This is a genomic window from Mesorhizobium newzealandense, assembly GCF_042682145.1.
Taxonomy (GTDB): domain Bacteria; phylum Pseudomonadota; class Alphaproteobacteria; order Rhizobiales; family Rhizobiaceae; genus Mesorhizobium; species Mesorhizobium newzealandense.
The window spans coordinates 139,454-163,147 of record NZ_JBHUGZ010000017.1; the positions used below are offsets into that span (position 1 = coordinate 139,454).

Sequence of the window (23,694 nt, forward strand, 5' to 3'; positions counted from 1 at the left end):
CTACTGAAAGCGGTCGAGAGCCTTGTAGTAGAGCCCGACGATCGGCAGGAACCAGGGCTTGCCGAAGTGGCCGGGGACCGCAGGCCAGGCAAGACCCGCCACCGGGTTGCGATCGGCCTTTCCCAGGATGGCGTCGGCCATGATGATCCCCATATGGGTGGACATCTGCGCGCCATGGCCGGAATAGCCCATGGCAAACCAGAGACCATCGGCGAAGCCGGCGCGCGGGAACCGGTCCTTTGTCAGGTCGACCAGCCCACCCCAGCAATAATCGATCTCGACCTTGGCCAGATGCGGGAAGATCTGCGCCAGGCTGGCGCGCAGGATCGCGCCGCTCTTCTCGTCCGACCTATGATCGGAAGTGGCTGAAAATCGCGCCCGCCCACCGAAGATCAGCCGGTTGTCCGGCGACAGGCGAAAGTAGTTGCCGATATTCATCGAAGTGACGAAGGTCCGGTTGCCCGGCACCGTTGCCGCGATCTCGGCCTGGGAAAGCGGCCTTGTGGCGATGATGAAACTGCCGACCGGCACGATGCGGCGACGGAAATAGCCAAAGGCACTGGTGGTATAGGCGCCCGTCGCCAACAGCACATTGTCGGCGCTGATGATGCCGGCGGGCGTCGTCAGTTCATGCCGGCCCGCAGCCGTGCGGTGCCCGGTGACCGGCGTGTTCTCGAAGATCGTTGCGCCATGCCGCACCGCGGCTCCAGCGATGCCCGAGACGAACCGCCCCATATGCATCATTGCACTCTTCTTCGACAGCATCGCGCCATGGAAGGCCGTGGAGCCTATCTCGCTTTTCAGGTCCGCCGCCGTCAGCAGTTCGGTGTCGGGATCGACCTCGCGGTTGATGGCCTCGAAATTGCGGGCGATCGCGTCGAAATGCGCCGGCTTGGAGGCAAGCTTCAGCTTGCCCGCGCGGCGGAAGTCGCAATCGATCCCCTCCTCCGCGACGATGCGCTCGATCGTATCGACGGAATCGTCGAAGGCGCGGTAGAGCGCCACGGCGCGCTCGGTTCCGAGTTCGGATTTGGCGGCGAGAAAACTATGGGCGAGGCCGTTGTTGAGATGACCGCCATTGCGGCCCGAGGCACCGCAGCCAACACGGCCCGCCTCCAGCACGACCACCTTGGCGCCTGCCTTGGCCAGATGCCGCGCCGCCGCCAGGCCGGTGAAGCCGCCGCCGATGACGGCCACGTCATAGCGGCCCTCGGCCGGCCCCTCGGCCGCTCCACCGAAGACCGGGGCGGTGTCGTGCCAGTAGGACTCGAACTTCATCCTGGAACCCCGTCAGAGCCCGACAACGCCGGGCAGGCCCGAAATGTCCTTGATCTCGGTGTACTCATAGTAGGGATTGGCTGGCTCATGGCCGCGATTGACCCAGACCTTGTGCTTGATGCCCAGGTCATAGGCCGACATCAGGTCGTAGCGGAACGACGAGGAGCAGTGCAGCACGTCCTGCGGACCGCAGCCCAGCATGTCGAACATGTATTCGAAGGCCTGGAAGCGTGGCTTGTAGGCATTGGCCTGCTGGGCGGTGTAGACGGCGTGGAAGGGCGCACCGAGTTTTTCCACATTCGACATGATCTGCTCGTTCATCGCGTTGGACAGGATGACCAGCGGAATTTCCTTGGCGACCTTTGCCAGACCGGCCGGCACGTCCGGATGCGGGCCCCAGCCGGGTACCGTGTCGTAGATGGCGCGCGCGTCCTCGGCACGGAAGGTGACGCCATTCCGGCGGCAGGTGCGCTCGACGGCGTTGTGAAGGACTTCGTTGTAGGGCTTCCAGTCGCCGAGGATTTCGTCGAGCCGGAAGGCAGCGAAATTCTTGATGAACCGTGCCATCCCCGGCTCGTCGAGCTGAGCTCCGTAGATCTTCTGTGCTGCCTCGGCCATCTGGAAATGGGTGAGCGTGCCGTAGCAGTCGAAGGTGATGTATTTGGGCCGGAACTGTGACATGTCGCGATAAGTCCTTCCAGATTGCCGTGCGGGCCAGATTGCCGTGCGGGCCAGATTGCTGTGCGGGCCTGTGCGTCATCATAGGCAGAGACATCCCCGTTCGATCACCGCAATTGCAGCCATTGAAAGCAGAAAGTTCCGTATCGTTGCCGCCATGGCGGAAAGTTGTGCCGTCTTCACCACCCCCTGGGGATCGGACGTGCGTTGCGGTCGTCAACCTGCGGCAGAAGATGCGGCGAACACCGTAACGGACGGCGGAAGATACCGCGCCCTGCACGTCGTCGGGACGATCTTCTTTGCCGCCGGGTCTATCACAGGGGCAGCGAACCATCGGGAATGAGGCCATGCAGACAGACGAAATCACACTGGTGGGTTTTGCCCCGGAGCATCTCGACAGCGCGGTGGCCTTGTCGTCCCAGGCGGGCTGGCCGCACCGGCGGGAGGATTGGGCGATGATGCTGGCGCTCAGCACCGGCATCGTCGCGCTGGAAGGTGAGCGGGTCGTGGGAACGACGCTGGTCACGCGCTATGGCGATGCGGCCGCCACCATCAACATGGTGATTGTCGACGCGGCGATGCGCGGCCGGGGCATCGGGCGCAAGCTGATGGATTTCGCCCTGCAGCAGAGTGAAGGCCGCGAATGTCGGCTGATGGCGACACGGGAAGGCCTGCCGCTTTACGAAAAGCTCGGCTTCCGGGCGACGGGCCAGATCGTGCAGCATCAGGGCATGCCCGGCGAAGCCCTTGCCGGCAAGGATGTCGAGTGGGCGACGGCGGACGATGTCGCCGCACTCGTGGAGTTGGACCGCTCTGCCTGCGGTATGGATCGCGGCGGTCTGATCAGGTTGCTGTTCGAACAGGCGCGCCTCGCCGTTCTGCGCCAGGGTGGAAAGCCAGTCGGGTTTGCGGCGCTGCGCACCTTCGGCCGCGGCAAGGTCGCGGGGCCGGTGGTAGCCGAGACGACCGACGACGCCCGAAGCCTGCTCTCGTTCCTGTTTGAGGCCAGTCCCGGCGCCCTGGTGCGCGTCGATACATTAGAGAGTTCGGGCCTGTCGCCGTGGCTCGCCGCCCAGGGCCTGGCCAGTGTCGGCGGCGGCGTCGCGATGCGCAGGGGCGGCAGCAGCGCAGCCCGCCCGGTGCCGCGCGTCCAGACCTTTGCCCTGGCCAGTCAGGCCCTTGGCTGAACCCGGAGGAAGACATGCTGAGCAATTCCCTGATCGAACTCGACCGCGCCCATCTGGTGCATCCGGTCGCCTCCTATCGCGGCCATGAAAGGGCCGGGGTGCGTGTCCTGAAATCCGCCACCGGCGCCACCGTCACCGATGCGACCGGTCATCAGATGATCGACGGTTTTGCCGGCCTGTGGTGCGTCAACGCCGGCTATGGCCAGGAAAGCATCGTCGAAGCGGCGACCCGGCAGCTGCGCGAACTGCCTTACGCTACCGGTTATTTCGGGCTCGGCTCCGAACCCGCCATCCGGCTGGCGGCGGAACTTGCCGAACGGGCGCCGGGCGACCTCAACCACGTCTACTTCACGCTTGGCGGCTCCGATGCCGTCGATAGCACGATCCGTTTCATCCACTATTACCAGAATGCCCGGGGCATGCCGGGGAAGAACCAGTTCATATCGATCGAACAGGGCTACCATGGCTCGTCGACGGTGGGGGCCGGTCTCACCGCCCTGCCGGCCTTCCATGCCGGCTTCGGCGTGCCGCTGAACTGGCAGCACAAGATTCCGTCGCACTATGCCTATCGCAATCCGGCGGGAAACGATCCGCAGGCGATCATCGCCGCCTCGGTCGCTGCACTCCGCAACAAGGTGGAAGAGCTCGGCCAGGATCGCGTGGCCGCCTTCTATGCCGAGCCTATCCAGGGATCGGGCGGCGTGCTGGTGCCGCCGCCGGGCTGGATGAAGGCGATGCGCGACCTGTGCCGCGAACTGGACATCCTGTTCGTCGCCGACGAGGTCATCACCGGCTTCGGCCGCACCGGTCCGTTGTTTGCCTGTTCCGAGGACGACATCGTCCCGGACCTGATGACCACCGCCAAGGGCCTGACCTCGGGCTATGCGCCGATGGGCGCGGTTTTCATGTCCGACCATGTCTATGACACGATCGCGGATGGTGCGGGCGAAACCGCCGTCGGCCACGGCTATACCTATTCCGCGCACCCGGTCAGTGCAGCTGTCGGCCTCGAGGTTCTGCGGCTCTACGAAGGCGGCCTGCTGGACAACGGCCGCAAGGCGGGAGCCCGGCTGATGTCTGGCCTCGAAAGCCTCGCCGATCATCCACTGGTCGGCGACGTGCGCGGCCGCGGCATGCTGGCGGCGGTCGAGCTGGTCGTCGACAAACAATGCAAGACCCCGCTGCCGCCGGCGGCCCATCCGTCGCGCCGGATATTCGACCGCGCCTGGGACAACGGGCTTATCATCCGGGCTTTCGGCAATGGCGTGCTGGGCTTTGCCCCTCCGCTCTGCTGCACGGAGGCCGAGATCGACGCCATCGTCGAGCGCACGCGGATGACTCTCGACCAGACGTTGGAAGACCCGGACGTCCGCGCCGCCATAGCGTAATCCCGAGAGGTACAAGCTACAGCGGGAAGAGGCTCTTGAGCGGCATGTAATTCTTGACGATCGGCGACTTCAGCACGACGAAGCTGAAGTATTTGTCGATGCCGATATCCATGTCGGTAAGCCGTTCCATGATCGCCTGATATTCAGCGATTCCCGCAGTGACGAATTTCAAGAGATAGTCGTAGCCGCCCGAAACGAGGTGGCATTCGACCACCGAATCCACCTTTTCAACGGCTGCGAGGAACCGCGCGAAGTCGATCTGGCGATGGTTCCTCAGCGTGACCTCGGTGAAGACGGTGAGCGTCTGTCCGAGTTTGGCAATGTCTATCTGGGCGGAATAGCGGACGATATAGCCTTCGGCCTGCAGCTTCTTCACCCGCATCAGGCAGGGGCTGGGCGAGAGATTGACCAGCTCCGCCAGTTCCACATTGGTGATGCGGCCGTTCTTCTGCAGTTCGTAGAGGATCTTGATGTCGATCCGGTCGAGTTTCATGCACGGTCCAAGGCAAAGGCTCGGCACAGCGCCGGCGATCTGATCGAAGCATATTATGCCGAAGCCAAGCAGGAGCAAGGACAAACGCCTGCCACCGCTTTTGGCAATTCCAGGAAACCTGCACCCAAGCGCGCGTTTGAACGGGTTTGCACCGCGCCCTCAGGTCTTCGTTCTATGCATTTCGTCGGCCTGCTGCGTGCTATTGCTCGATATGCGCTAGCAGAATCCCCCGTCGGCAGAGCCCTTGGCCGAAGGAAATGCTGCGGCCTGCCGATCTGTGGCAATCGTACTCCGGCACGGAGCGGTAGAGTGGTCGCAGCTGCCGGAGATTTCACATGCCTGCCCCGCTTCTGCATATCGAAACGACGCCCATCTTGCCGGCAACGGCCGATGCCGTGGTGATCGGCGGCGGTATCGTCGGCACCTTCGCTGCATATTATCTCGCCCGGCGCGGCATGCGGGTGGCCTTGCTGGAAAAGGGCCGGATCGGCGCCGAACAGTCCAGCCGTAACTGGGGCTGGTGCCGGCAGCAGAACCGCGACGCCCGGGAACTGCCGGTGGCCACGGCAAGCCTGGCGCTCTGGGATCGGCTCGCCGCCGAAATTGGCGAGGATGCGGGCTTCCGCCGCTGCGGGCTGCTCTATCTCAGCAACAACGAGGCCGAGATCGAAGGCTGGGCCCGCTGGCGCGACTTCGCACATGGCGCCGGCGTGACCACTTGTATGCTCAGCCCCGACGAGGCGAACGAGCACGGAAAAGCCACCGGCCAACGCTGGAAGGGCGGTGTCTTTTCGCCCTCGGACGGAACAGCCGACCCGTCCCGCGCAGCGCCCGTGGTGGCGCGCGGCATCCTGAAGGCCGGTGGCAGCGTCCACCAGATGTGCGCCGCGCGCGGCATCGAGACCGAAGCGGGCCGCGTCAGCGCCGTGGTCACCGAAGCGGGCACGATCCGTACCGGAACCGTGGTGCTGTCGGCGGGCGCGTGGGCTTCTTCATTCTGCCGCCAGCTCGGCATACGCTTTCCGCAGGCGTCCGTCCGTTCCTCCATACTCTCACTTGCGCCTGGACCGTCGGGACTGCCGGATGCACTGCACACCGCCGAGATCTCGGTGACCCGCCGCGGTGACGGCGGCCACACCCTGGCTATCAGCGGCCGCGGCAGCCTCGATCCGACGCCGCAGCAGCTGCGTTTTGCCCGTGAATTCGTACCGATGTTCGCCCGCCGCTGGCGCAGCCTTGCACCTGGCACCTTGCAGGCATGGCGGGCCGGGCACGAGACGCTGGCGCGCTGGCGGCTCGACGCGCCGACGCCGATGGAGCGCAACCGCATTCTCGACCCGAGCCCGAACCAGCGGCTGATCCAGGAAACTTACCGGCGCGCCTGCCAGTTGCTGCCGGCGCTGCAAGATGTGCCAGTCGCGGCCAGTTGGGCCGGCTATATCGACAGCACGCCGGACGGCGTTCCCGCCATCGGCGAGGTCGAGGGACTTCCTGGCTTCATCCTGGCGGCAGGCTTCAGCGGCCACGGCTTCGGCATAGGCCCTGGCGCGGGCCACCTGATCGCCGATCTCGTTACCGGCGCGCCCCCTTTGGTGGATCCCATACCCTATCGTCCGGAGCGGCTCGATGCATCCGCCTGGGGCAAGGTGGCGGAGTTCTAGGAGGCAGGCAGCAGGCTAAAGCGCGTCGCGTCGAAACGGATTAATGCGACGCGCTTTAAGCTTTTGTTTCTATGCATGTCGTTGTCTCAAAACCGGGGCCATTTCGAGCGACATGCATTATGCGCCGACGCCCATGGCGAGCAATTCCCGCTCCTCCAGATGGCAAAGGATATCGCTTCCCTTCGACAGATGGCGGATGGGCGGCGCCAGCACATCGCAAACACCGAGCTTTCTCACCGGGCAGCGCGGCACGAAGGGACAGCAGTCGGATCGCGCCAACAAGGCCGCCACACCCCCATCCGCCTCGGCAGCTTTTTTGGCGAGCCCGTCCAGCCAGCCTGTCCGCAGTTCGGGGATCGAGGACACGAGCAGGTCCGAATAGGGATGAAGCGGCATTGCGCGCATTGCCGATCGGCTGCCGGATTCCACCTTGCGCCCGGCATAAAGCACCATCACATCGTCGCAGATCGCCCGCACCGTCGACAGGTCATGGCTGATGAACAGATAGGACAGTTTCAATTCCTTGCGCAGCTCGGCCAGCAGATCGAGGATGGCGGCGGCCACGACCGTGTCGAGGGCCGATGTCACCTCGTCGCAGAGGATCAGCGCCGGCTCCGCCGCCAGGGCGCGGGCAAGGTTGACGCGCTGTTTCTGGCCGCCGGAAAGTTCGCCGGGATATCGGTCGGCGATATTGGCCGGCAGTTGCACCAGATCGAGCAGCCGGCGGACCCTGCGGGTCCGTTCCGCGCCTTTCACGTCATGATAGAAGGTCAGCGGCCGTCCCAGGATCTGTGCGACCGAGCGGGTTGGGTTGAGGGCCGTGTCGGCCATCTGGAAGACGATCTGGATATTGCGCAACTGATCCTTGGAGCGTTGCGCCACGGATCCGGCCAAGGTTTCGCCGCGGAACTTCACCGTTCCGCCGGCGGCGGGGAGCAGTCCGGCGATGACGCGAGCCAGCGTGCTCTTTCCGCAGCCGGACTCGCCGATGACACCGAGATTCGTGCCCGGCTGCAGGCTGAGCGCGACATCGTTGAGCACCGTCACATTGGGCAGGCCGTTCGGACCGGACCTGCCATAGCCCGCGACGAGCCCTTCGACCTCGAGCAGGGGCAGTTCCTGTTGCTTCTCGGCGGGCGGAGCGGCCTGGGCATGCACGGCGGGATTGGCCGCGGCGAGCAGGCTGCGGGTGTAGGGGCTTTGAGCGTCCGTCAGAATCTGCCCGGTCGGGGCGCTTTCCTGAATGGAGCCCTCGCGCAGCACGATGATGTGGTCGGCGATTTGCGCCACCACCGCCAGGTCATGGGAGACATAGACGCCGGTGGTGTTGCGCTCGCGGATCACCGACTTGAACGAACGCAGCACCTCGATCTGGGTGGTGACGTCGAGTGCCGTCGTCGGTTCGTCGAAGATCACCAGCTCCGGCTCCGAGATCAGCGCCATCGCCGCCGCCAGGCGCTGAAGCTGGCCGCCGGACACCTGATGCGGGTAACGCGATCCGACGCCTTCGGGATCCGGTAGCGCCAGCGCGCGGAACAGTTCCATCGCCTTCGCTTCCGCTTCGGCCCGCGGTGCCAGCCTGTGGATCATCGCGCTTTCCACGACCTGCGACATGATGGTCCTGGCCGGGTTGAAGGCGGCAGCCGCACTTTGCGCGATGTAGCTGACATTGCGGCCGCGGATCTTGGCTTTTTCTGCTTCCGACAGGGACAGGATCTCGCGGTCACCGATCCGGATCGAGCCGCCGGTGATGCGGCAGCCGCTGCGGGCGTAGCCCATCAGGGAAAGCGCAATCGTCGTCTTGCCGGAACCGGACTCACCGATCAGCGCGACGACCGTTCCGCGCGGGACCGTGAAGCTGATATCATGGACGATCGACGTCTCTCGGCCGCTGTCGCTACGGGCGATGACGCGCAGGTTCTTGACTTCGACGAGCTCGCTCATGGCAAACGATCCCGCAGCCGGCGCGGCAGATTGTCGATCGCCAGATTGACGCTGATCGTCAGCGAGGCAATGGCGAGCGACGGCATGATGACGGCAGGCGCGCCATAGGCCAGTCCGGAGACGTTCTCGCGCACCAGCGCGCCCCAGTCGGCGTTGGGCGGCTGCACCCCCAGACCGAGGAAGCTGAGGCCGCTGAGCAACAGCACGATGAAGACGAAGCGCAGGCCGAAATCGGCCAAAACAGGTCCGATCATGTTGGGCAGGATCTCCTCGCGAACGGTATAGAAGAAGCCTTCGCCGCGCGCCTTGGCGACCTGCACGAAGTCGAGTTCATTGATGTTGACGGCGAGCGCGCGCGCTATGCGGAAAGAGCCGGGAAAATAGAGAAAGGCGAGCGTCCCAACCAGCACCGGGAGCGAACTGCCGATCGCCGCGATGATGACGAGACCGAACATCAAATGCGGGATCGCAATCAGCGCATCTATGCCGCGGCTGACGATGGTGTCGAACCAGCCACCCAGCACCGCGCTGATCATGCCGAGCGCGACGCCGATGGTACAGGCGATGAGGGCGGCCGCGATCGAGACGCCGACCGTGTATCGCGCGCCGAGAATGATGCGGCTCATCATGTCGCGACCAAGGTAGTCGGTGCCGAGGAGATAGTCGCGGCTCGGCGAGGTGAACACGTCCATGCTGACGATCTTGCCGATCGGGTACGGCGCAAGCCAGGGGCCGACGAGTGCAATCACGACCCAGGGTATCGGTGTGCTTGGTCATTTGTATCGCAGACGCGGGTTGGCGAGGATCGCGCATATGTCGGCTACGGTGACGAGGGCGAGATAGCCGAAGCAGAAGATCATCGCGCAGGTTTGAATGAGAGGCATGTCGCGGGTGGCAACCCCGTCCACCATCAGCTTGGCGATGCCCGGGTAGTTGAAGATGGTCTCGACGATGATGACGCCGCCAAGCAGGTACGACAGGCTGAGCGCGACGGCATTGGCGATCGGGCCGATCGCATTGGGCAGCGCGTGCGTCAGCACCGCACGAACCCGGCCGGCGCCCTTGAGCGTCGCCATCTCGACGAACGGCTGGCCGAGCGTGTCGATCAAGGCGGCGCGGGTCATGCGGATCATCTGCGCCGAGACGACGAAGCTCAGGCTGATGACCGGCATTGCGAAGACACGCAGCAATTCGCCCAGCGAGTGGACGTCGTTGGCGAAGGAAAGTGCCGGAAACCAGTGCAAGCGCACGGCAAAGATCAGCACGGCAATGGTTGCAACCATGAATTCCGGCACCGAGACGACCGCGATCGTGGCAAAGCTGACGAGCCGATCATAGAGCGTGTTTCGCCACATCGCCGCGGTGATCCCCAAGGCAAGGGCGATCGGAACGGAGAAGGCAGCGGTGACGCCGGCAAGCAGCAGCGTATTGTGAAGGCGGCCGCCGATCAGCGTGACGATCGGAATGTCGTTGACCAGCGACGTGCCGGGATTACCCGTCATCATCCCGCCCAGCCAGATAATGTAGCGAAGCACGGCAGGCTGATCGAGATGCATGGCTTTGCGCAGGCCGGCGACCGCTTCAGGCGTAGCGGCCTGACCCAGGACGATCTGCGCCACGTCGCCCGGCAGCATATTGGTCGCCACGAAGACGACCACCGAAACGATCAGCAGCGTCAGCAGGGCCACGCCGAGGCGGGTCAGGATCATGCGCGTTATCATGCCGTGCAACTCCAGCGGAATGCGGGCGGAGCGCGGGTGGCGAGCCACCCGCGCCAGGTCGGCGGCGTCAGCCTTCGAGCCAGACGTTTTCCGAAAACGCAAAGCCCATCATACCACCGGTGGCCATCGGCTTCAGCCCCTTCAGCTTGGAGCTGTGAGCGTCGATGTTGCTGATGAAGACCGGGATCGCGACGCCGCTCTCCTCGTGCGCCATCTTCTGCAGTTCGCCGTACATCTCCTTGCGCTTGGCGTCGTCGCGTTCCTTGCGGGCCTCGACGAGGATCTTGTCGAAACGCTCGCTCTTCCAATGCGATTCATTCCAGGGGGCGTTCGATGTGTAGAGCAGCGAGAACAGGATATCGGCGGTCGGACGGGGATTGATGTTGCCGAAACAGATGGGCGCCTTCAGCCAGTAGTTCGACCAGTAGCCGTCCGCAGGGACCTTCTGGATATCGAGATCGAGGCCGATCTGGGCCGCGGACTGCTGCAGCAGCACCGCCATGTCGATGGACTGGTCGGCGGCCGTCGAAGCAACGACCGGGATCCTGGTGCCTGCCAGCGACGACTTGGCAAGCAGCGACTTGGCCTTGTCGGGGTCGTAGGCACGCTGCGGCAGGTCGGCATTGTAGAAGCGGTTCGTCGGCGGCACCGGCTGGTCGTTGGCGACCTCGGCGTAGCCGCGGTAGATCGCCGTCTTGATCTGCTCGCGGTCGAGCAGCAGCTTGATCGCCTCGACGAAATTCGGATCGCTGCCCGGCGCGGTGTCGAGCCGCATGTTCAAGTCGGTATAGTTGCCCGCCGTTGTCGTCAGGAGGTCGAAACTGCCGGCCTGCTTGATCAGCTGCGTCGAGCGCGGATTGATCGACCCGATCAGCGCGACGTCGCCGGACAGCAAGGCATTGACGCGGGCGTTCTCGTCGGGAATGGCGAAGAACTCGACCTGGTCCAGATAGGGTCCGGTGCCTTTCCAGTAGTTCTCGTTGCGCACGGCGACGGAATGCACGCCGGGCTGGAACTCCTTGCACTTGAAAGCGCCGGTGCCGTTGGCGGTGGTGAAGTCGGTCGTGCCCGCCTTGACGATCAGGAAGTGGAACGTGCCGAGGATGACGGGAAGATCAGCGTTCGGCCCGGTCAGGACGATGGTGACCTCGTTGTCTCCGCTCTTCTTGACCTCGCCGATCTGGTCGGCGAGCGACTTGGCCTTCGACCCTACGGCCGGATCCTTGTGCCGGCTGAGCGAATAGACGACGTCGTCCGGGCCGAAGGTCGAACCGTCATGGAAAGTCACGCCTTTGCGCAGCTTGACGGTCCAGGTGACGGAATCCTTGGTGTCGAAGCTCTCAGCCAGGTCCATTTGCGGCGACAACTTGTCATCGAGGCTGGTAAGCCCGTTGTAGAAGCTGGTGCAGCGCACATAATCGGTGGACAGTGATTGTTTGGCCGGATCGAGCGTGTCGGTCGTGCCGCTCGAGTAGCCGGCAGCACGGATGCTGCCGCCCTTCTTCGGCGTGTCGGCATAGGCCTTTGTGGCAGAGCCCAGCACCGAGCCGGCCAGTGCGGCTCCCATGCCGCCAGCCAGAAGCATGCCGAGGAGCTCGCGTCGCGTGGCGCCGTGGCGGATGGCGCTTTCGATCCGGGCGGTGTCGGCCGGGCGCAAAATCTTGTCAAAATCGGGTTTCATCGTGTCAGCCTTTCGTTGAGCCGGCCGGCCAGGCTTGGCACGCACCGGAGACCATTCTGGTTCATTTCAAGCGCCCGAAGGCACCTCAGGCGATGACATTCAGTGTGGCTGTCTTCCCATCATTCCCATTCCTTTTCCCCTGTTGGTTTCTTTGGTCTTGTTATGATCTTGGCGCCGCCGTTTGAGCGGACGCGGGTACCGCAGGCGTATTCAGGCGACGCGATCCAGGCGGTCCTCGTCGACCGCATCGGCCAGTTCGGCAAGTGTCGAGAAATGGTGGTCGGGCACCGTCAGCCTGGCAGGTTCGAGCGTGCCGCCAAACCCCTTCATGCCCTTGCGCCGCTCGATCCAGCAGACGGTATAGCCAAGCTCGCGAGCCACGCCGATATCGTGATACTGGCTCTGCGCCACATGCAGGATGTCCTTCAGGCCGAAACCCCAGGCGCTGATGCGGCCGCGGGCAAAGGCGAAGAATTGCGGATTGGGCTTTTCCAGGCCGACATCGTCTACCGTGACGGTGAGATCGAACGGATTGCCAAGTGTTTGCGAAAAATGCGCCAATGCCCAGTTCTGAGCGTTGGTCATGGTGACCAGCTTGAACCGCTTGTGCAAGCGGGCAAGCGCCTCGACCGAATCTGCGAAGGCCGGCCAGTCCTTCACGGATTGGCGCAGGCCTTGCGCCGCCTCATCCGTAGCCGGCAGGCCGAGCGCCCGAGCGATTTCGAGGTAGCAGCGGGCGAGATCGTCCGGAAACAGGCCGGCACCAGGCATGGCACGCGCCTTGCGGTAGGCGGTCAGAACCGTTTCGCCATCGACGGACAGTCCCGCCTTTTCGGCGACGCCCCGTACATAGCTGGCGATACCCGTTTCGAAATCGATCAAGGTTCCGACGACATCGAAGGTCAGCACTTTGAAGTCTTTTTTCACGTGCATGCGCCTTTTTCCGAGGGGCTGCTATTTTTCCGAGCTTATGGCATCCGGACGGTTGGAATGGCTGAACAGACGGGCTTTCACGGCAGAGAATTCTGAACTGGCCGCGAAGTCGCAATATTGCGCGGCGCTGGCTTGCTCCGTTGCCGTCCAGCGATCACCGCCGAAACGGCAACGATGTTCTCAGCCAATCTGTCGCCGTCGATCGAGCCAGGAGCGTTGTGGAAATCCGATGATCTTGACATTTTGTCTCCATTCTTGCTGAACGATCGAGCAATCGTCAGTACGATTTAAGCTTAAATTTCCGCGCACAATCGATAAGCGTCGTAAATCGATGAATATATATCCCGACTGGAGACCGCGTCACCAATACGATATAGATTGAACTTTCCACGCATCTGATGTTCTTCTACGAAATCATCCTGATTGCCATTGACAAGGAACGCAGCCGATACCCCATCGTTTGCAGACCTGGACCTCAGATCCTGGAAAATTTCTTCCGCCGGAATGGTCCCGTTTTCGATGACCACCTGCGAGGCGGCAAAGGTCGTTTCCGTGTCCGTCAACTCGTTGCGGAAGATTGCCGTCAAGCCGTTGCCCTGGCGGGCCACCTTGGTGAGCCTGACGTCCACCATCGTCCGAATGCCGAGTTCCGAGATGCGTTTGCGGAAGCTGGCCTTTTCGGGATAAGGCATCTCCACCGCCACGGCGTCATCGGGGGTCGCGAGACTGACCGACTTGCCCTGTCTGGCAAGATGAAGGGCACAGGACGGTGCCGCCTGGCGCCCGGTCCCGTCATAGATGAGGATATCGTCCTTGCTGGATACCGTACCGGTCAGCAGGTCCCAGACACTGTCGCAGAGCTCGGCCCCTTCCAGCCATTCCAGGTCGGGAACACCGCCGGTTGCCACCACAATGACATCCGGACCTTCAGCAAGCACAGTATCGGCGTCGGCATATGTATTCAGGCGAACATCGACACCGAGGCGTTCAAGCTCGTTTGCCCGCCAGTCGACGATACCGAGCAGATCCCTTCGCTCGGTCGCCGACGCCGCGACCAGGATCTGCCCGCCAAGTTTCGCGCCCGCCTCGAACAGGATGACAAGATGTCCCCGCTCGGCGGATACTCTGGCTGCCTCCAGGCCTGCTGGCCCACCACCCACGACAACGACCCTCTTGAGGCTGGCGGCGCGATCGATCGTGGAACTCAGCGTGGTCTCTCGACCGCTCACCGGATTGTGGATGCAGTTCACCTTCTTGTAGAGGCAGTAGGTGGCGCCAACGCATGGACGGATCCGCTCTTCTTCACCGCGCAGGATCTTGTTGACGATATCCGGGTCGGCGATGTGCGCCCGCGTCATGCCGATCAGGTCGACGATATTCTCCTGGATCGCATGGCGAGCGGTCGCCACGTCCCTGATGCCCGCCGCATGAAGCAGGGGAAGTCTCGTCTCTCTCCGGAAGTTTGCGACTTGCGACAGGAACGGGGCACTGCGCTGGAACATGCCCGGCATGTTGTGCTCGGCCAACACCAGATCCGTATCCATGCGCCCGTAGATGCAGTTGAAGAAATCTACGTGCCCTTCCGTCTCGAACAGGCGGGCAAGCTCGAGACAATCGTCGAAGTCCGAGCCTTCGTCGGTGCCCTCATCGATCGCGAAACGAATGCCGACAATCATGCCGTCGCCGACAGCCTTGCGGATCGCCTCGTGAACCATCAGGCCAAATCGCGCCCTGTTCCCGACAGAACCGCCATAAGCGTCGGTGCGCTTGTTCGTCCTCGGCGAGAGAAACTGACCGATCAGATGGCCACCCGTTACGGTCTCGACACCATCGAGGCCGCCTTCACGGCACCGGACAGCGGCAGAGGCGTAATCCCTGATGATGCGCCGGATATCCGCCTCGTCCATTTCCTTTGGAAAGTTCCGGTTGCGCGTCTCGCGGATCCGCGACGGGGCAACCGCGGGCAGCCAGTTCCCCGCATAGGCCGTTGCCCGCCTGCCCAGATGCGAGACCTGCGACATCACGGCCGCACCATGTTGATGGATGCGTCGCGCCAGGGACTGCAGATGCGGAATGATCTCGTCGCTGGACAGATTGAGCTGCCCGCCGCCCCAGCTCGAGTCCGCAGAGGTCATGGCCGAGCCGCCGATCATCGTCATGGCGAGACCGCCGCGCGCCTTCTCTTCGTGGTAGCGTTGATATCGCTCCAGCGGCATCCCGCCTTCATCCAGCATCGAGGCGTGGCTGGTGCTGATCACGCGGTTGCGGAACTCCAGCTTCTTGATCCGGAACGGGCTGAGAAGCGGGTCGGCGCTTGTCCCCGGGGTCTGGCCTTCCGTGAGGTGGTTCATTCGCGTCGCCCTGCATTCACGGCTTGCTCCGCCCGGGCCGGCAGTTACCGGGCCGTTCGAGCGCGGGCTGCGAGCCGCTCGAACACCGCCGCTTCAACCATAGTTGTACATTTCAGAACGGTTCAGAAGCTTGAAAAAGCACATGGCCATATACGCTGTGGTTATGCCCATGGTTCTCCAGTCACCTGTTGCGCGTCGCGGCGTTTCGCAAACAGCGCCAGATTCCCATACGCAGATCACCGGATCTGCGCTGTTGCGTTTCAATTTTCGGTTATATGATTTGCGTCAGGGCATATGAAAAACGTATGCCCCTCACCTCTAAAGACGCTCGCGCTGGTGTGCCAGCCCGAAGACGTTTGCAACGTGGGACAACAGGGATCCATGGTGGCATTTTCCAAGCTCATCCCCTCGGCGAGAGGCCTGTTTGTTTTCGAGGCCGCGGCACGAACCGGCAGCTTCACCATCACTGCCCGTGAGTTCAATGTTACCCAGCCTTCCATCAGCCGAACCATCGCCCAGTTCGAAGCCGAATTGGGGATGCGGCTGTTCGATCGCGGCCCGACAGGGCTTGCTCTCACCGATGACGGCCGGGTCCTCTACGCGGCCGTCCGTGAGGGGCTCAGCCAGGTTCGCGACACCATTTTGATGATCCAGGACCAGAAGAAAGCCAGCAAACCACTGGTGACCCTGTCACTCTCAAGCTCATTCGTCACCCATTGGCTGGTGTCGAGGTTGGGAGCTTTCAACGCCACGTTTCCGAACGTTGATCTGCGCTTTGATTTGATTGCGGGCGTCATGCGCGGCATGCCGGACAATGTCGACCTGGGGACACGGATCGTTGGCGATGACGATACTCAGTATCACCGGTGGGACTTTTCACCGGAAATCATCCTTCCGGTATGCAGTCCTTCCTACCTTCGCACCCATGGCAAGCTTGATCATGATGGCGACGGCGAAGGCCACGTCTTCTTGCATCTTACCGATCACCATTTGCAGCAATGGGCCGACATCTGGGGAAACGTGGCGAACCGCAAGACCGCCAGGGGGACATGGCTGGAGTTCTCCGACTACGCGGTCATCCTTCAGGCCGCTCTCAACGGCGAAGGCGTTGCGTTTGGCTGGCTCAGTGTCACCTCGACCGCACTGCTGAAGGGGATGTTGGTTCCGGCATCGGATCGCCTCATCAACACGGGGCGCCATCACCGCCTGATCGCTCCCCGTTCGAGGCCCCTTCGGCCTGTTGTGGCGGAAATCGCCGACTGGTTGAGATCGCAAATGATGGCAGACGTCCACGCGCTCCAACCCCTGCTTCAATCGGCAGCCACGCACAACTGACATCGCCCGCCGCCATGTCGCGGCGTCCCGCGCCGGCAGCGCTTGTCCCGGGATCATCCGCAGAAGTGGCGAAAGGTCTTCAGCCAGTTGCCGCCCATGATCGCTGCCGTCTGTTCGCGATCGTAGCCGCGGTCGAGAAGGCCCTGCGTCAGGTTCGGCAGTTTGGTGACCGTCTCGATGCCGACCGGATAGGATTGCCGGCCAAAGCTCGAAAGCGGGCCGAAGATGTCGGGGCGGCGGGTGCGCCAGGTGACGACGCTCGGAGGCGCGACGACCGACGCCTGCTCCTGGTATTTCTCGACATAGTCGACGCCGATGCCGACATGCTCGGGGCCGACCAGCCGGACCAGGTGATCGACGTGGTCGAGGAAATCTTCCAGCGTCGGGGTGCCGTCAGCCAGCGATTGCGGCAGACCGCAGACGCCGATCATGCCGCCCTTCTCGGCCATCGCCTTGACGGTGGCGTCTTCGGTGTTGCGCCCGTTCGACCGCAGCCCGTCGGCATTGGAATGCGTGCAGACCGGCGCCCGGGCCAACGCGGTGGTCTCGGCGCGCGTACGATGGCCACAATGCGACAGGTCGATCATCAACGGCAAGGAGTTGGCCAGCGCCACCAGTTCCTCGCCAAGATAGCTGAGACCGGCATCGCGCCGTTCACCGCATCCATCGCCAAAGATGTTGGCTGTCGTGTAGGCAAGGCCGAGCACGCGCAGCCCCATTCTGGTCAGCAATTCCAGCCGCCAAAGCTGGTCGTCCAGCATGGTCGCGCCCTGGGTGCCGAAAACCACGCCAAGCTTGCCGGCCTGCTTCGCCGCCAGCATGTCGTCGGCCGTCAGGCACAGTTTCAGGTAGGCGCTCTTCTCGATCATCGACAGATAGCGCTCCGCATTGCGCATCACGACATCCCAATTCTCCTCCAGGGCGAAGGTGACATTGGTTGCATTGACGCCGCCGGCCAGCGTTCGTTCGGCATATTTGTCCTCGAGCACATAGGCGATGGACAGCGCGTCGAAGACGAATATTTCATCGTGGAAGCGCCGCGTCTCTTCGCTGGCTTGCCCGGTGGCCGGGCGGACGGCCGATACAACTGACATCTCTATTTTCTCCTTGATCAATTCAGGCTGAAACCGAGCGGGCGGCCTCGACCGCAAACCGCTTGATGTGGAATGGCTCGATCGGCGTCGTGGTGGAGCCCCGGTCGATCAGCTCGGCCATCACGTCGCCGACCCCGGGGCCGAGCTGGAAACCATGGCCGCAAAAGCCGAAGGCGTAATAGAGCCCGGATACCCGAGCGCTGGGCCCCATGATGGGAATATCGTCAGGCAGGTAGCTCTCGATGCCGCTCCAGGTGCGTATGACCCGCATGTTGGCGAGCGCCGGCACCAGGCGACGGACCTGCCGAAGCTGGTTGCCGAGATGACCCGGCACCGCATAGGCGCGTCTTATGTCGGCAAAAGCCGGACCGCGCGTGCCGCCACCGAAGACGATATTGCCGCGCTCGACCTGGCGCAGATAGACGACCTCTTGCGGAATTGCAGTCGATACGCCGATCACCGGTTTGAGGCGATACGGCAGCGGCTCCGTCACCGCCATTTGCGGTCCGTGCACGGCGATGGGAACCGGCTCTTCGAACTGCCGGGACAGGGCCCCACCCCAGGCTCCGGCGGTAACCAGTGCAATTGGTGCGCTGAACACCCTGCCGTCCGCCGCAGTCGCCTGGAAATCGTCCCCCGACTTGGCGATCGAGACGATCTCGGTGTTCTCGAACACGGCAACGCCGGCCCGAGCGGCAGCGCGCCCGAAGGCGGGTGCCGCAAGTCGTGGATTCGCATGGCCGTCGTTCGGCGAATAGGAGCCTGCGATCGCCTCCGGTCCGAAAAAGCCGAAGCGCGCCTTGAGGGAATTGGCGTTCAACAGCTCCAGGTCGAGGCCGTAGTCGCGGGCCTTTTGCGCATAGGCTTCGATCACGCCGATCTGCCCGGGATCGTAACAGACGCGGATATGGCCGGTCGCCAGGAACTCGGCATCTTCGCCAAGCAAATCCTTCAGCCTGCCCCAGATTTCGCGTGAACGATTGGCGAGCGGGAGTTGCGGCAGGAAGCGTCCCTGCCGCCGCACATTGCCAAAATTGACGCCGCTTGCCTGCTGGCCGACCAGCCCCTGTTCGAGCAGGATGACCGAACGCCCGCGCCGGCGCAGGAAGAACGCCGCGGCCGTTCCCATCAGGCCGCCGCCAATGACAATCACATCGGCCTGCAACGGCTTCATGCTGCTTGCTCCGTGTCGCTCTCGGCACCGATGACAAGGGGCTTGACCGGCGCCTGGGCGCGGATGCGGCCCACCGCTTCAACCGGAATACCGGCACAAGCGGCGATCACTTCGGCCGCGGCATGCCCGCAATAGCGGCCCTGGCATCGGCCCATGCCGACACGGCTGAAGGCCTTCGCGCGATTGACCTCGACGGCGCCATTGCCGGAGACGGCGGCACGCAGTTCACCCGCGCTGATGTTCTCGCAGCGGCACACCACCGTATCGTCGCTGAGCATTGCGGCAGCGCTTGCCGGCCATGGAAAAGCGGCGGCGATGCCGCGCCGAAATCGCTCAAACAGGCGCATGCGGTGGCGAAGACGAGTGACCTGGCTGGTCTCCACCTGACGTCCGTGATCGGACAGAACGGCCAGTGCGGCCAGGTGCCCTGCAGCCTCGGCAGCGTCGGCGCCGAGCGTCAAGGCGCCATCGCCGGCCAGATAGACACCGGCAACGCTGCTGCGGCCGTCGGCGTCCTTTACCGGAAAGAACTGGCGTGTCTGCGCATCGAAACGGAACTCGCAGCGGGCGAGGTCCGCCAGTTGCGTCTCAGGGCGCAAATGATAGCCGAGCGCGACGGCGTCGCAGGCGATCGTCCGGGCTTGCCCTTTGCTGGTGCGGAAGCGGATCGTCTCGACGCCTATCTCAGGCCGGCCTTCGATCTCGACAGGTGTGATCCCGGTTTGGATCTCGATGCCGGCGCGGCGAAGCTTCAAGGTGAGGGCCAGCCCCTTCAGCAGGACATCCGGGCGGGCGATCAGCCTGGACAGTGCCTTGACCCGCAGGTGGAAAGGCGAGGTATCGAGCACCGCGGCCACCACGGCGCCCGCTTTCGAATATTGCGCCGCCACGAGATTGAGCAGCGGTCCGCTTCCCATGAACACGACGCGCTTGCCGATCGCGGTGGCCTGCGATTTCAACGCAATTTGCGCAGCACCCAGGCTGTAGACACCGGCCCGGTTCCAGCCCCGCACCGGCATCAGGCGGTCGGTTGCTCCCGAGGCGACGATCAGCGCATCGAAATCGACCTCGCTGGTTCGGGACCCCTGAAGGAGATGCAGCTGCTTTTCCCATATTCCCCAGGCTAGGGTCTCAGGCCGATAATCGATGCGATCATGCAAGGCATCGAAACTGCGATGCAGATCCTCGGCACGGCCGGCTTCCGACCCATAAAGTGCGGCGTAGGGGCGGCGAAAACCTTCCGGCTGGCGGCGGTAGATCTGGCCACCGTCACGGCTGCCCTCGTCGATCACGATCGGGCGAAGCCCGGCCGCAACCAGCGTCTCGGCGGCACGCACACCCGCCGGACCGGCGCCGACAATCACTATGCGAGGGTCGGCCATGCCTGCTCCGGAGCTTTGGTGGCAATGCGCATGCCCGCGGCAAGCGGCGTGGTGCAGGCGCGCAAGCGCTCGCCTGTGTCGGTCCATACCCAGCAATCCTGGCAGGCACCCATCAGACAGAAGCCGGCACGATCGCCGTCGCCGAATTCGGAGCTCCTGAGGTGACGGATCTGCATGAGCATCGCCACCAGCAGCGTATCGCCCTTGCAGCCTTCTGCCGGCTGGCCGTCGATCGAGAAGACGAGCCTCGGCCTGCCTTCCTCGCCAAGGCGTTGGAAACGGCCGCTTTCGTTTGAGGTCACGGGCGATCCTCCTTTGGATCTGTCTGCCACCCCACGATCTTTTCAGTCCGCCGCGCCCGCCGCCAATACTATGTGTTTTGTCATCCAGAACTTTTGGTTATGATGAGTCATGAACGCCAGGCATCTCGAAGTCTTCCGAGCCATCATGCGCCACAACTCGCTCACCGCGGCGGCCGCGGCCTTGAATGTTTCCCAACCCGCCGTAAGCAAGGTGTTGCGCCATTTCGAAACTCTGATCGGCTACAAGCTGTTCGAACGCATAGGCGGCCGCCTGGTGGCCACGCCGGAGGCGCATCTGCTGTTTCGCGACGCCGACCGGATTTTCCGCGAGATCGAAACGCTGAAGATCTATTCGGATCGAATCCGCGACAAGCAGTTGAGCCTGCTTCGCGTCGCCGCCAGCGCCCCGCCCACCTTCGCGCTGCTGCCGGCCGCCACCCGACGCTTCCGGCGGCGCAATCCCGGGGCTCGCCTGGTCCTTCAGACGCTTCCCGCGGAAGAGATTGCCGAGCGCATCCTGATCGGCGACATCGATCTTGGCCTGACCATGACCACCCTGCGCGAGCCGCAGATCCGCAGCGAGGTTGTTGGCGCGGCCGATATCGTCGCCCTGGTGCTGCCGGAATCGCCGCTCGCGACCCTTAAAGCCGTGACACCGGCCGATCTGTCGGACCAGACCTTGATCAGCTACGGCATGAACACACCTGCCGGCCAGATGCTTGCACGCGTGTTTCAGGAGCAGGGATGCGTCTGCGACCCGCAGATTGAAATAAGCCTGTCGATCGCAGCTGCACCTCTGGTATCGGCTGGGCTCGGGGTCGCGCTGGTGGACGGGCTGGTTCCCTGGGCAAAACTCGGCAATCTGAAGGTGCTGCCGTTCCAGCCCCGCTCGGCGCTCGACATCGTACTGGTGACAAGCACCACACTGCCGCAATCGCGCTTTGGGCGCGAATTTGCCCGCGACATCCAAGCCGCGATCCACGATCTGGGCCGCGGCAATCCGACACACGCCTAGTCGGCGAACCGCGCCGCTGCAGCGTCCTGACTTGAACAACCTGCCACGCGTCGATGGCAATGCATGTCCTGTTCGGTGACTGACGGCAATAACGCTTGGAAGGGTGTCATTGTCCGCACCGGCGACATTACCCTCGAGCGTAGGGAAATCGCGGGTTGACATTCCTTTTAGTTTTTGGATACTTTTTGGCATCTGAGTTAGTTTCCAAGCCCTGAATTCTGCCCCTGAAAGCCGCACAGGCCCGGACTGGATCCAGCCAGCTTAGATGACGCTCATCGGGAGGATTTTTGGCTTTTTCGCACGGACCGCGCAAAGCGAGCGTCGTCCTGGCGCCGTGACGGATGGTTGCGTCGGACGCCGCCGCAGGAGGGCGGACGAGGCATTGTTCTCCACTGAACTTGCCGAGGCCCAGGGCGGTTTGCCGGAAGCCAAGTGACACGAAAGACAAATGGAGGAACCGACATGGCAACGACGAATGACGTACCGAAGAGCCTTGAGAGCATCCTGACAGCGGCGGGAGGACCCGTAAACCTGCTCCGCGGCTCCAACCTCGGGCCCTACCGCTTCCCGGTCATTCCGCCCGAGTTCACGAACTGGCGCGACGAAGTGCGTGCGTGGAAGGATAGCTGCGCGCTGCTCGAGCAGTCCTACCACATGACTGAACTGCACCTGCGCGGGTCGCAGGTCATCCCCTTTCTTTCGGAGATCGCGGTCAACAAGTTCGACCCGTTCCCTGTCCTGCGCGCCAAACAGCTCGTGCTGGCAGGCCATGACGGATTCTACATTGCCGACGCCATCATCTTCCGGGAGGCCGACGATTTCTTCCGCATCGTCGGCGCTCCCTTCGCCAGCGATTGGGTGCTCTACAACGCGGAGAAGAGCAATTACGACGTAGAGGCGAAAAAGGATGACAACTTCTCGATCCGCTCCGGCACGCGCGAGGTGTTCCGCGTCCAGATCCAGGGGCCGAACGCCCTTGCGCTGATGCGCGAGGTGAGCGGCGGCGGCCTGCCAGAGATCAAGTTCTTCAACATCGGCGAGTTCAAGATCGCCGGCAAAGCTGTCCGCGCCCTGAGGCATGGCATGGCCGGCGAACCGGGCTTCGAGATATACGGAGCCTGGGACGACCAGCAGGCGGTGCGCGAAGCGCTGGAGAAGACCGGCGAGAAATATGGGCTGCGCAAGATCGGCGCCCTTGCCTACTCGACCACCCCGCAGGAATCCGGCTGGGTGCCGATGCCGCTGCCGGCCATCTACCACAGCGACGACATGAAGCCGTACCGCGAGTGGCTGAACGGCTACTTCCTGGAGGCGGTCGCCTCACTCGGCGGCAGTTTCGTGTCGGACGACATCACGGACTACTACGTCGATCCGATCGAACTCGGCTACAGGAACGTGATCGATTTTGGTCGCGATTTCATCGGCCGTGATGCCTTGCTCGAGAGGGCGAACCATCAGCGCCGCACGAAGGTGACGCTTGAGTGGGACGACCAGGATGCGGCCGCTGTGATGCAGGACTCCATCTTCCCGGCCAACGGCACCCCCGCCAAATTTCTCAACATGCCGATGCCCATGTACGCGACGTTCCAGGTCGATGCCGTCATGAAGAAGGACAGGGTTGCGGGCATCTCGACCTGGCCGTCTTTCACGGCGAACGCCAACCGCTTCATCTCGCTGGGGCTTGTCGACCTCGAGCATGCACAACCGGGAACCGAGGTGACGCTTGTGTGGGGCGAGCCGGAGTCGCGCCGCAACACGGTGGAGAAGCACCAGCTTCGCGAGATCCGGGCGAAGGTCGCGCCGGCACCCTACTTCGAAAAGGTCATCAAGACCGGCATGCACTGACCGGCTGACCGAAGTCGGCACGGGCGCGGATCGAGCCGCCGGCTGCTGGCCTGCCAGCCATGTCCAGGTTCCCTTGGTCCGCGGCCTCGATATCGAGGCTGCGGAAGCGATGTTGTGTCCAGAGCTCCCGCGAGCCCTGGACGGATGAGTGAGAGTATCTTCTGGCGCTTCGCTGAAAGAACAGCCCGGGCGTTGTCGCCCCCAGCCCCTGCCCCGCCGTCGCCATGAACAG

General features: G+C 63.3%; 18 protein-coding genes and 1 pseudogene. 6 read left to right on the forward strand and 13 right to left on the reverse strand.

What is annotated here, in order from left to right; all coding sequences use genetic code 11:
* Complete coding sequence (locus tag ACFSOZ_RS25080; protein WP_379102261.1) at positions 1-1,278, reverse strand: NAD(P)/FAD-dependent oxidoreductase; 1,278 nt, start codon at positions 1,276-1,278, stop codon at positions 1-3.
* A 12-nt stretch (positions 1,279-1,290) separates the two neighbouring features.
* On the reverse strand, positions 1,291-1,959 hold the full coding sequence (locus ACFSOZ_RS25085) for a haloacid dehalogenase type II (RefSeq protein ID WP_379102263.1): 669 nt from the start codon (positions 1,957-1,959) through the stop codon (positions 1,291-1,293).
* 344 nt (positions 1,960-2,303) lie between these two features.
* Here ACFSOZ_RS25085 and ACFSOZ_RS25090 point away from each other — a divergent pair, with 344 nt between their 5' ends.
* Together ACFSOZ_RS25090 and ACFSOZ_RS25095 are read left to right on the forward strand one after the other, a co-directional pair.
* Complete coding sequence (locus ACFSOZ_RS25090) at positions 2,304-3,143, forward strand: GNAT family N-acetyltransferase (protein WP_379102264.1); 840 nt, start codon at positions 2,304-2,306, stop codon at positions 3,141-3,143.
* A 14-nt stretch (positions 3,144-3,157) separates the two neighbouring features.
* Positions 3,158-4,531, forward strand: coding sequence for an aspartate aminotransferase family protein (locus tag ACFSOZ_RS25095; RefSeq protein ID WP_379102266.1), 1,374 nt, complete (start codon positions 3,158-3,160; stop codon positions 4,529-4,531).
* Between the two features lie 16 nt (positions 4,532-4,547).
* On the opposite strand, the gene ACFSOZ_RS25100 is transcribed toward ACFSOZ_RS25095, so the two are convergent.
* Positions 4,548-5,024 carry an Lrp/AsnC family transcriptional regulator gene (locus tag ACFSOZ_RS25100; protein WP_111548027.1) on the reverse strand — a complete coding sequence of 159 codons (477 nt, stop codon included), beginning with the start codon at positions 5,022-5,024 and terminating at the stop codon, positions 4,548-4,550.
* A gap of 335 nt (positions 5,025-5,359) precedes the next feature.
* On the opposite strand from ACFSOZ_RS25100, the gene ACFSOZ_RS25105 reads away from it, so the two are divergent.
* Positions 5,360-6,685 (forward strand): NAD(P)/FAD-dependent oxidoreductase, encoded by a 1,326-nt coding sequence (locus ACFSOZ_RS25105; RefSeq protein ID WP_379102267.1) that lies wholly within the window; start codon positions 5,360-5,362, stop codon positions 6,683-6,685.
* A gap of 117 nt (positions 6,686-6,802) precedes the next feature.
* On the opposite strand, the gene ACFSOZ_RS25110 is transcribed toward ACFSOZ_RS25105, so the two are convergent.
* The 6 genes and pseudogenes from ACFSOZ_RS25110 to ACFSOZ_RS25135 all read right to left on the reverse strand — a co-directional run bounded on the left by ACFSOZ_RS25110 (position 6,803) and on the right by ACFSOZ_RS25135 (position 15,315).
* Positions 6,803-8,629: an ABC transporter ATP-binding protein gene (locus tag ACFSOZ_RS25110; RefSeq protein ID WP_379102269.1), complete on the reverse strand. Its 1,827-nt coding sequence runs from the start codon at positions 8,627-8,629 to the stop codon at positions 6,803-6,805.
* Positions 8,626-9,384, reverse strand: a pseudogene (locus ACFSOZ_RS25115) (ABC transporter permease); the annotation flags it as partial. The pseudogene ACFSOZ_RS25115 and the gene ACFSOZ_RS25110, both read right to left, overlap by 4 nt.
* An 18-nt stretch (positions 9,385-9,402) precedes the next feature.
* The gene (locus ACFSOZ_RS25120; RefSeq protein WP_379102270.1) at positions 9,403-10,350 is read right to left on the reverse strand and encodes an ABC transporter permease; all 948 of its coding nucleotides are present in this window, start codon (positions 10,348-10,350) and stop codon (positions 9,403-9,405) included.
* Between the two features lie 67 nt (positions 10,351-10,417).
* Positions 10,418-12,031, reverse strand: coding sequence for an ABC transporter substrate-binding protein (locus tag ACFSOZ_RS25125; RefSeq protein WP_379102272.1), 1,614 nt, complete (start codon positions 12,029-12,031; stop codon positions 10,418-10,420).
* Between the two features lie 210 nt (positions 12,032-12,241).
* Positions 12,242-12,964, reverse strand: coding sequence for an HAD-IA family hydrolase (locus tag ACFSOZ_RS25130; RefSeq protein WP_379102274.1), 723 nt, complete (start codon positions 12,962-12,964; stop codon positions 12,242-12,244).
* A gap of 293 nt (positions 12,965-13,257) precedes the next feature.
* Positions 13,258-15,315, reverse strand: a complete 2,058-nt coding sequence (locus tag ACFSOZ_RS25135; RefSeq protein ID WP_379102277.1) for an oxidoreductase — start codon at positions 15,313-15,315, stop codon at positions 13,258-13,260.
* Positions 15,316-15,696: 381 nt separating this feature from the next.
* Here ACFSOZ_RS25135 and ACFSOZ_RS25140 point away from each other — a divergent pair, with 381 nt between their 5' ends.
* The gene (locus ACFSOZ_RS25140; RefSeq protein ID WP_379102279.1) at positions 15,697-16,650 is read left to right on the forward strand and encodes a LysR substrate-binding domain-containing protein; all 954 of its coding nucleotides are present in this window, start codon (positions 15,697-15,699) and stop codon (positions 16,648-16,650) included.
* A gap of 53 nt (positions 16,651-16,703) precedes the next feature.
* On the opposite strand, the gene ACFSOZ_RS25145 is transcribed toward ACFSOZ_RS25140, so the two are convergent.
* From ACFSOZ_RS25145 to ACFSOZ_RS25160, 4 genes are read right to left on the reverse strand one after another with little or no spacing between them, the layout of a single operon-like run.
* Positions 16,704-17,744, reverse strand: coding sequence for a membrane dipeptidase (locus ACFSOZ_RS25145; protein ID WP_379102282.1), 1,041 nt, complete (start codon positions 17,742-17,744; stop codon positions 16,704-16,706).
* A gap of 22 nt (positions 17,745-17,766) precedes the next feature.
* Complete coding sequence (locus tag ACFSOZ_RS25150; protein ID WP_379102285.1) at positions 17,767-18,918, reverse strand: NAD(P)/FAD-dependent oxidoreductase; 1,152 nt, start codon at positions 18,916-18,918, stop codon at positions 17,767-17,769.
* A complete protein-coding gene (locus ACFSOZ_RS25155) occupies positions 18,915-20,300 on the reverse strand; it encodes an FAD/NAD(P)-dependent oxidoreductase (RefSeq protein ID WP_379102287.1) in 1,386 nt (461 codons plus the stop codon). The genes ACFSOZ_RS25150 and ACFSOZ_RS25155 overlap by 4 nt, the downstream gene beginning before the upstream one ends.
* Positions 20,282-20,602, reverse strand: a complete 321-nt coding sequence (locus tag ACFSOZ_RS25160) for a (2Fe-2S)-binding protein (RefSeq protein WP_379102289.1) — start codon at positions 20,600-20,602, stop codon at positions 20,282-20,284. Before ACFSOZ_RS25160 ends, ACFSOZ_RS25155 begins: the two co-directional genes overlap by 19 nt.
* 109 nt (positions 20,603-20,711) lie before the next feature.
* On the opposite strand from ACFSOZ_RS25160, the gene ACFSOZ_RS25165 reads away from it, so the two are divergent.
* Positions 20,712-21,617, forward strand: coding sequence for a LysR family transcriptional regulator (locus ACFSOZ_RS25165; RefSeq protein WP_379102292.1), 906 nt, complete (start codon positions 20,712-20,714; stop codon positions 21,615-21,617).
* 462 nt (positions 21,618-22,079) lie between these two features.
* Positions 22,080-23,462, forward strand: coding sequence for an aminomethyl transferase family protein (locus ACFSOZ_RS25170; RefSeq protein WP_379102294.1), 1,383 nt, complete (start codon positions 22,080-22,082; stop codon positions 23,460-23,462).
* Positions 23,463-23,694 lie beyond the last annotated feature (232 nt).